Origin of the sequence: Thermoleptolyngbya sp. M55_K2018_002 (assembly GCF_015295965.1) — a bacterium.
Taxonomy (GTDB): Bacteria; Cyanobacteriota; Cyanobacteriia; order Elainellales; family Elainellaceae; genus Thermoleptolyngbya; species Thermoleptolyngbya sichuanensis.
Genome location: NZ_DVEA01000178.1, coordinates 1 through 8,304, shown reverse-complemented (window position 1 = coordinate 8,304; position 8,304 = coordinate 1). Strand labels below are relative to the sequence as shown.

General features: G+C 56.1%; 6 protein-coding genes. 2 read left to right on the top strand and 4 right to left on the bottom strand.

Translation table 11 applies throughout. The features are described from left to right. Window positions 1-1,300, top strand: a 1,300-nt coding sequence (locus IGS51_RS08790) for an ABC transporter ATP-binding protein (RefSeq protein WP_297078056.1), incomplete at its 5' end; no start/stop codon positions are given. A 41-nt stretch (window positions 1,301-1,341) separates the two neighbouring features. Here IGS51_RS08790 and IGS51_RS08785 read toward each other — a convergent pair. The 4 genes from IGS51_RS08785 to IGS51_RS08770 all read right to left on the bottom strand — a co-directional run bounded on the left by IGS51_RS08785 (window position 1,342) and on the right by IGS51_RS08770 (window position 6,537). Further along, complete coding sequence (locus IGS51_RS08785; protein WP_297078055.1) at window positions 1,342-2,850, bottom strand: YcjF family protein; 1,509 nt, start codon at window positions 2,848-2,850, stop codon at window positions 1,342-1,344. Between the two features lie 452 nt (window positions 2,851-3,302). Continuing rightward, on the bottom strand, window positions 3,303-3,590 hold the full coding sequence (locus tag IGS51_RS08780) for an RNA-binding protein (protein ID WP_068508672.1): 288 nt from the start codon (window positions 3,588-3,590) through the stop codon (window positions 3,303-3,305). A gap of 530 nt (window positions 3,591-4,120) precedes the next feature. Continuing rightward, window positions 4,121-5,203 carry a DUF1517 domain-containing protein gene (locus IGS51_RS08775; protein ID WP_297078054.1) on the bottom strand — a complete coding sequence of 361 codons (1,083 nt, stop codon included), beginning with the start codon at window positions 5,201-5,203 and terminating at the stop codon, window positions 4,121-4,123. Window positions 5,204-5,352: 149 nt separating this feature from the next. Further along, the gene (locus tag IGS51_RS08770; RefSeq protein WP_297078053.1) at window positions 5,353-6,537 is read right to left on the bottom strand and encodes an aminotransferase class V-fold PLP-dependent enzyme; all 1,185 of its coding nucleotides are present in this window, start codon (window positions 6,535-6,537) and stop codon (window positions 5,353-5,355) included. A 1,216-nt stretch (window positions 6,538-7,753) separates the two neighbouring features. Between IGS51_RS08770 and IGS51_RS08765 the strand changes: the two genes are divergently transcribed. After that, window positions 7,754-8,304: DUF1995 family protein (locus IGS51_RS08765; protein WP_297078052.1), on the top strand; the 551-nt coding region annotated here is incomplete at its 3' end.

Genomic DNA, 8,304 nt, shown 5'->3' with positions numbered 1-8,304 from the left:
GCTGCTGCTGTTGCTGCTGCTGCTGACTTCTATGCCTGCGCTGTGGGTGGGCATTCGCTTTTCGGGAGTGCGCTTTTGGCTGAAGCGTCGCCAGACCGAGAGCGGCCGTTTGGCGGAATATTTGCAGCAGGTATTGACCACGCAGGAATTTGTCAAAGAGGTGCGCCTGTTTAACTTGGGCGATTACCTGCTGCGCCAGTGGCAAAGTATTCGTCTCCAGTTCAACCGGGAAATGGCCGAAGTGCTGGCGCGAAATGCGTGGCTCCGCTTTGGCGTGGGGCTGATTGCCAATTCAGGCTTTTACGCCGCCTACGCCTGGGTCATTGTGCGGACGGTTCAGGGTGCGATTTCTCTGGGCGATCTGACCATGTACTCGGGTGCGTTTCAGCAGGCGCAGGGCCTGATCCAGGGCATTTTGTTCCAAATCGCATTGATTTATGAATTCAATCTATACGTATCCCAATATTTTGAATTTCTGAACTTGCAGCCCCAGGTTGTGAGTCCATTAGACCCGATTGCGTTTCCCAATCCAATGCGTCGGGGGCTGGAATTAAGGGACGTGAGCTTTCGCTATCCCGGCGCGAGTGAACCCACGCTGCACCGCATTAATCTGACCGTGAAGCCAGGGGAGAGCATTGCGCTGGTGGGCATGAACGGCGCTGGCAAGACAACGCTGCTAAAGCTGCTGACCCGCTTTTATGATGTGGAATCGGGGGAAATCACGATTGACGGCATTCCGCTGACTGCCTTCGACCTGGAAGATCTGCGGCGGAATGTGGGTGTGGTGTTTCAGGACTTTTCGCGCTATCACCTGAGCGTGCAAGACAATATCGGCTTTGGCGACTTGCGCCACCGCGATGACCTGGCCCAGATTGAACGAGCCGCCCAAAACGCAGGCGCGACGGGCGTGATTGCTGCCCTCGACCGGGGCTATGAAACGATTTTGGGTAAAACCTTTTCCGATAGCGCGGAGCTTTCGGGCGGGCAATGGCAAAAACTGGGACTGGCTAGAGCATTCATGACTCCTGCTCAAATCCTGATCCTGGATGAGCCGACAGCGGCGCTGGATGCGATCGCCGAATATGATCTTTTCCAGCGCTTCCGCCAGCTGACGCAGGACAAAATGACCTTCCTGGTTAGCCACCGCTTTTCCACCGTCCGCATGGCCGACCGGATTGTGGTGCTAGAGCATGGGCAAATTGCGGAACTAGGTAGCCATGCAGAACTGATGGAGATGGGCGGGAAGTATGCCCAGATGTTTCGGCTGCAAGCATCGAGCTACGCAGGAGTGGGGGAGTGAGGGTTCGCTTGATCGGTAGGGGTTGACTGCTTTGCAGGGATCTAGCCCTCCTTGCTTTGCAGCGGCTCTACCACGCGGGCGATCGCCTCTTTGACGAAGCCCTTCATAAACTCGTCGCGGCGGTTAAGCTGAAACTGTTCCTGCACGACTTCGCTGATGCCGCCGTCGCCCCAGGTCTGGTTGCGGCGAAAGTATTCGATAAAGCTTTTGCCTGCGATGCGAGTCAGGTAGGCGGCGGTCGCTCCCTGGATGGCGCGGCCAATGACAAAGGTTCCGGCGTTGGTTTGCAGCGCCAGCGAAAAAATTTCCACTGCGCCCCGCACCACGCCCAAGCTGATGAGCGTTTTGGCGAGCGATCGCGCCAGTTCTTTGCCCTGGTCAAGATTCATCTCACAGCCATAGACCCGACCTAGTTCCACCACCATTTGCGCGTTGACAGCGGCGGCGGCCAGCAAATCCACCATTGGCAACGGCGTGACCGACACCACTCCTGCACTAATCCACTGGAAGCGTTCCACCACTTTTTCTGCCTGGCGCAGCCGCTGCTGGTCGAGAATCTGGCGGGCTTCGTCGCCCAACTGCTGAGATTGCAGCAGGATATTGTCGGCAATCAGGTCTTCGCCCTCTTCGCGCAGCACGGCCGACAGACGGCGCAGCAGCGGCAAAATATCAGGCTGGGGCTGCACTCGTTCGCCGTTGGGCAGGGTAAACGGCTGCGGGCTAGCGGCCACCGCTACGATATCGGCAGGCGACAGCACCGACTGGAGGCGATCGCGCAACTGCTGCAAAATCGCCTGCAAATCTGCATCGCTGTACAAATCTGCTTTGTTCAACACCAGGATCGACCGCTTGCCAATGCTGGAGAGCGATCGCAGCGGGTCATATTCCGATCGGCGCAGGTCGCCGTCGATGACAAACAGCAGCAGGTCGGCGCTGGCTGCCAGTTGTCGCGCTTGCTGTTCACGCGCCGTGCCGGCGATGCCGGCTTCCAAAATGCCTGGGGTGTCGGTGATCCAAATTTCTCGATCGACCCCCCGCAGCAAAAATCGAGCCGTCTTTTCCTGGGTCGTAGTGCCCATTGCTGCCCCGACCTCCCCCACGCCCAGCCCCAAAATTGCGTTGACCAGCGACGTTTTACCCGCAGATCCTGTCCCAAAGACCACCACCCGAAATTCGCCCCGCGCCATATTTTGCGCGATTTCGCGAGAGCGGTCGATCAGCGCCTGACGAGTCACCTCATCCTGAATCTGCTCGACTTGTTGCTGCACGGCTTGCAGGTTTACTTCGGCAGCTTCGGTGCGGTCGAGGGGCACTTTGACGTGCGATCGCCCCGTTTTTGCCGGCCGCAAGAATAGGTAAGCATAATAGCCCAGCGCCACCAGCAGCCCCACCAGCAACACTACCACGCTCCCCACCACCAGATTTGCCAACGTCGCCGACACTGCCGCAAGCTGGGTATAAAGCTGCGTCAGCGACGTGACCAGCCACAGCGCAAACCCCAGCCCTATCAAGAGGGCAAGAATGATGAGCAACAAGCGCGATCGCGTCATGGCAGCCAGTGCAAGAGAGACAGCAGCGGAGAATTGAGCCGAAGTGGCAAAAATTGCACCCGAACCATTCAGGGTGTCTTGATTCTAGCCTCCGGGGGGGTGCAGCGAGGAAATGGCGAATGGCAAACGAGCAACGCCAAGGCGTGGGTTAAGCCCGGCAAAAAAAATGCTGCATGGCCGATACCACGCAGCAAGCTATACCTATGAAACACTCATGAAACCAAGCTCGAATTCAAGTTGCCGACAGAGTCTTCTCCGGACGGGGAATAGCCTCTTGGCAAAGGTGTCTGAAGCCAGTGCAGCAAACCAGTGCCCAAATCTTTCAAGGGCCCAAAGCCAAAGACTCAAAGCTCAAGGCTGACGGAAACAGACTACACCTATGAAAAAACTCCAGAAGACCTGAAGTTGAAAACCCATCTATAGGTATAGAGAGAATTAAGAACTAGAAGAACCTACATTCCACCGTTGCGGGGTCGTCCGCCACCGCCACCGCCGCCTTCGCGAGGCTTGGCCTTGTTGACTCGAATCTCACGACCGAGCCACTCAGCACCGTCCAGATCGGCGATCGCCTTGTCTTCCTGCTCCTCGTCTTCCATTTCTACAAAAGCAAAACCTCTTTTTCTGCCAGTTTCGCGGTCGGTCGGCAAGCTAACGCGACTCACCTTCCCATACTCAGCAAACACTTCACGCAAATCTTCTTCGGTAGCCTGAAAAGACAGGTTTCCAACGTAAATAGTCACAATCCTCTCCAAACCTAATAACGCGGGGGGGCTCGTTCGATGGATAAACCCGCAACAGCCAATGCTGACACGCCTTAGTCTTCCATTAATCGAACGCTACTTCGCTGTCATCATAGCCGATCTATTAGTAAATGGCAGTAGCATGTCAGCAAAACGTATATATCTTTTGCCAAAAATTCCTAATGGGTGCTATGAGTACAATGCCACTTTGTTTTTATCAGACTCTAGGAGTTGGGTCGGGCTTGCCTTGCATTGGCTACAGTCCTCTATCAGTAGGGCTTATGAAGATGTTACAGAAAGTTTTTCCTTGCCAAATTGGGCGATCGCATTTTGTATTCTAGGTAACATTAGAAACCGTCAAACTTTGGAAATTGCTTGACAAATCAGGGCTGATTCTTTGTCGAGCGATGTAATCTTAGAACCCAGCTTCAACCCCGTTTCCCAGTTTTTCCGCTCGGCTAACCTAGCCTAAGCGTTCGGGTGGGCGATCGCCGTTTCTGCCATTGTCTTGTTACCGCCTTATCTCCCTCCTAAATCTGCATCAGATCGGGATAGCTAGCCAGAAGTTCATCGCGGCTGAGACTCGAAGACTCGTCCTGCGGGGCCCATAGCAACTCATAGATCAGCACATAACTGGGCGGCAGGCTGCCCAGGCGGCGTAGCGCAGCCGCTAGGGCTTCGGTCGAGCGGATTTCGCCAAACAGGGGGCGATCGTCTGCGGTGCCCACCAGCAGCGTCACCACGATATAGGCAGCGGGATCGCTATCAAGCGGCTGGGACGTGGCCTGCTGGCGCACGCGCCCGCCAATGTTCACCAGCGTTTCGGCGCTCAGTTTACTCCGCTCAGCCAGCGACAGTTGCTCAAACAGGCGCGACCCCGCTTCTCGGCTCTGGACGGTTTGAGAGGTGGCGCGAACGTGCGTCCAATATTCGGGCGATCGCAGCAGCGCCAGCACTGTTTCTCGCAGCAGTTCTGACAAGCTCTCCTGATTGCCCCAGTTGGCCTGTTGCGCCAGCGCATTTAGGTCTCGCTGCAAGTCCCGTGCCCCCGCCAGCAGCCCGATTTGAATTTGGGACACCGTTACGATGTCGTTGTATAGCTCACGGGTTGACCCGGCTGGGGCGGCCGTGCTGCTGCCGCTCGATCCTGCCCGCACATAGTTCAGCACCACAGGCAGCAGCGCAAACCCGATGATCGCCAGAATAAACACAAAGCCCAGGTCAAACCCGCCGCCGCCCACAGGCACGACCACCGTTGGCGATGGGCGATAGCCATAGTCGGGAATCGGCACAAACACGGGCCCCGGAATGGGCGTGGGATAGTAGCCGCCGCTGGAGGGCGATCGCGGCATGGGGCGAGGCGCAGAAGGGGCAGGCGACGACCCAAATCCGCCACCCCGGGCCCGTCCACCTGCCACCGCTCCTTCCATGAGTGCCTCTGCGGTCAGCGCCGACCCGCTCGATTCCACCTGACTCAGCGCAGGCGGGTGGAGTATCTGACTGTGGGCATAGCGCGGATGGGGACGGCTAACGCTGTAGAGAAAGGCGACACTAACGACCAAAAGCAGGGCAATGGTCAATAACAGGGCACGCAGAGGACGATTCTGCTGCATGGCAAATCTCCGGGAAATCGAGCAATTTCGAGGCTCTGGGGCATTGGAACTGGAGCATGGCTAGAATAGCACGCCCTCTATTCTGGCTGGTGTGCCCCCGGACTGAACTACAGCATTTGTAATAGATCCCTTGGGAATAAGCTTGGGAATTAGCGAACTAGATGGGCGATCGCCCCTAACAGCCGCTCAATTTCCGACTCTAGCGTGAAATAGTGAACGCAGGCGCGAATGCAATCCGGATACAGCAGCGTTCTCAGCAGGAATCCATTTTGCTCCAAAGTCTGAACTGCCTGAGCATGGCCACCATCTGCAAGCTGGAACGAAACCAGACCTGCTTCTGGGGGAGCAGTCCGCAGGCAGGAAACCTGCGGCAATTTGGCCAGCCCTTCCCACAGGAGCCGACTGAGATGACAGATGCGACGATAGCGATCAGCAGCGCTGCCCCAGCGTTGATGAGTGGCGATCGCCTCACTCATCGCTCCATACAGGGGAACATCCGAAGTCGCCACTTCAAACCGTCGCCCGTCTGGCAGCCAGCCGGTGGGATTGCCCTGTGCATCTTTTGTCACGCCGCGCCAGCCGATGAAGGTGGGATGCAGGTCGGTCAGCGCGTTGGGTGAAACGTATAGCCCTCCTATCCCTGCTGGGCCGCACAGCCACTTGTGTCCCGTAAAGGCGTAAAAATCAGCGGCGATCGCCCCCAAGTCCAGCGGCAACACACCGACGGACTGCGCCGCATCCACCAGCACGCGCACCTGCCCGCGCCGCCCTGCATAGCCATGACACAGGGCCACAATCTCTGCCAGTGGCAACACCTGACCCGTGTTCCACAAAATGTGGCTGATCACAACCAGTCGCGTTTCGGGGCGGAGGTGTTGGGCGATCGCCTGCACCGGATCGCCATCATTGAGGGTGGACAGCAGCGGGCAGATCGACACTGCCAGGTCAAACCGTCGGGCCAGTTCCCGCACAATGCCCACCACGCCGGGATGCTCACAGTCCGACAGCAAGATGTGGTCGCCTGCCTGCCAGTCCAGCCCCCACAGGGCAATGTTGCAGCCGACGGTGACATTTTCAGTCAGCGTGAGCGTGGTGGGAGAAATCTGGAGTTCAGCGGCGATCGCCCCCCGCACCTGCTGCATTTGCTGATGGGCCCAGCCATTGACCGTATTGGAAAATGGCCCGTGGGTCTGCATATATTCATGCCCAGACGAAATTGCGGCGATCGCCCCCTGTGGCATCGGGCCCTGTCCGCCATAGTTGAAATAGGACTGGGTAGACAATGCTGGAAACTGCTGCCGATGTTGTGCTAGAGACGAGTCCAGATTCAGCATTTCAGTTGTGTTGAGAGCCTTTTGAAAGTCTTTTGTAAAGACTAGGACTGGAAAAAACGAAGGCGTGAGAGTCACCCTCCCACGCCCAAGCGCATCTTCAAAACTATAATGACTTCACTAGTCATGCAACTATGCCCGCGATCGCCGTGTTCTAGCCATCGCGATCGGCCATCCAAAAATCTGCTTTCAGGGCAACCGATAATCTCTACAAGTTCTTACCGATGCTTGAGAGGATTTTACACTCCAAGATGTGCTTTTAGGCTGACTGAAGGGACGCTTTTTCCTGGTGCGAAGCCTGGAAAAAAGAGTGCTAGAGCCTATCCTAACCCTGGTTTCGATAGCGCTCTTCTGGCTGATATTGCCGACAAAGGCATCGCTCTAGATGCTGCACTCGATAAAAGCGTGAGAATCGATGAATGTCTAAGATAATAGGACTATTCCGATCGAATACACGCTGATTCAGGTAATGCCAGAGAACGGAGGAGAAGAAAGATCTGGAAGTCATAGGTCGGCAAACAGCTAAAAGAACTAGGGGTTTAGCAGACGAATGGAGAAACGTCAGGGAATAACGTCACCGAGGGAGAATTCACCAGACCGCATTCGGCAACCTGTGGCCAACACTGGAACTGCGACGGTCTAGCGGTTCTAGGGCAGAAAACAATTGCCTATCTGGTGCCTATCTGGTGCCTATCTGGTGATTGAGCGTTGCATACTTTAAGCGTTCCCACATCACTGGAGGAATCTCCCACGTCACAGAAGTTCACAAGTGGGTACTTGTTTTCGTGCGATCGCAGCAAAAATCCGCCTGGCTATTCCAGCCGCACGTCCTGCTAGAACTGGGTTCCAGCCATCCTACAAACCGATTGCGTTGAATAGCCTTGGCGCACACATCCTCCACCACGTAAATCTTAAAGAAGCCTTAAGACTCAATAAAACTGTCGCCAGACGGAGAATGCTTATCCCTTCAGTTACCTTTTCATCAGCTTAGGAGAGATTTCGGGACGGGACAGGGACAGATCTTTCACCGTCCGCTGGCTACCACTTGCCATCGCTTTCGCTATACACTGGGGCTTCTGCCAACGATTTTGTGAATTTTCATATATGTTCATTTTATTGATTGGCTTGGATCGGCTTTGATTGGCTTTGATTCGCTGGATCGTCCCTGCGTTGATCTGAACTTGTTTCTAAAGCAACCGACTTGTTTCTAAAGCAACCTATGACCCAGCTTCCAGATTCTCTAGATGAGGCGATCGCCCAGGCAGTGCAATCGACCGAAGCCGCGATCGCCGATGGGCTGACTCGCCTTCAGGTAGAGCTATTGTTTCCCGAATTGCCTGTGATGCCTGTGGCGAAGGCGTTTGTGGCGGGTTTTGCAGAACGGGGCAGCAGGCTACGGGTGTTTTTCCCCGATGCAGGGGCGGCTGCCCTGGCCCGGCGCGACTGGGGCGAGGTTCCCTACGCGGTTCGTGGCATTGAGGATGTAAAAACCGAGATTCAGCCGGAGGAAACGCTGATTCTCTTTATTCAGCCGTCTTCGGTGGAGGTGGGGAAGGTCGAGGCGCTGTGTCAGCAGGCGGGCGATCGCCCAGTGGTGTTCTTTAACCCCCGGCTAGAGGATGTAGCAACCATCGGCATTGGCTATGCCGGACGGCAACTCCGGGAGCGATTCCTGAACCAGTTCCAGCCCTGCTACTCGATTCGTCCGCTAGAGAACGCCGCCGTGTTTCGCGCGTATCCCGCACTGTGGCAGGTTTGGCTAGAGCAGGA

Coding starts and splice junctions, on each gene's coding strand:
- IGS51_RS08770 (WP_297078053.1), bottom strand. CDS start 6,537: ATGCTGAATCTGGACTCGTCTCTAGCACAACATCGGCAGCAGTTTCCA.
- IGS51_RS08775 (WP_297078054.1), bottom strand. CDS start 5,203: ATGCAGCAGAATCGTCCTCTGCGTGCCCTGTTATTGACCATTGCCCTG.
- IGS51_RS08785 (WP_297078055.1), bottom strand. CDS start 2,850: ATGACGCGATCGCGCTTGTTGCTCATCATTCTTGCCCTCTTGATAGGG.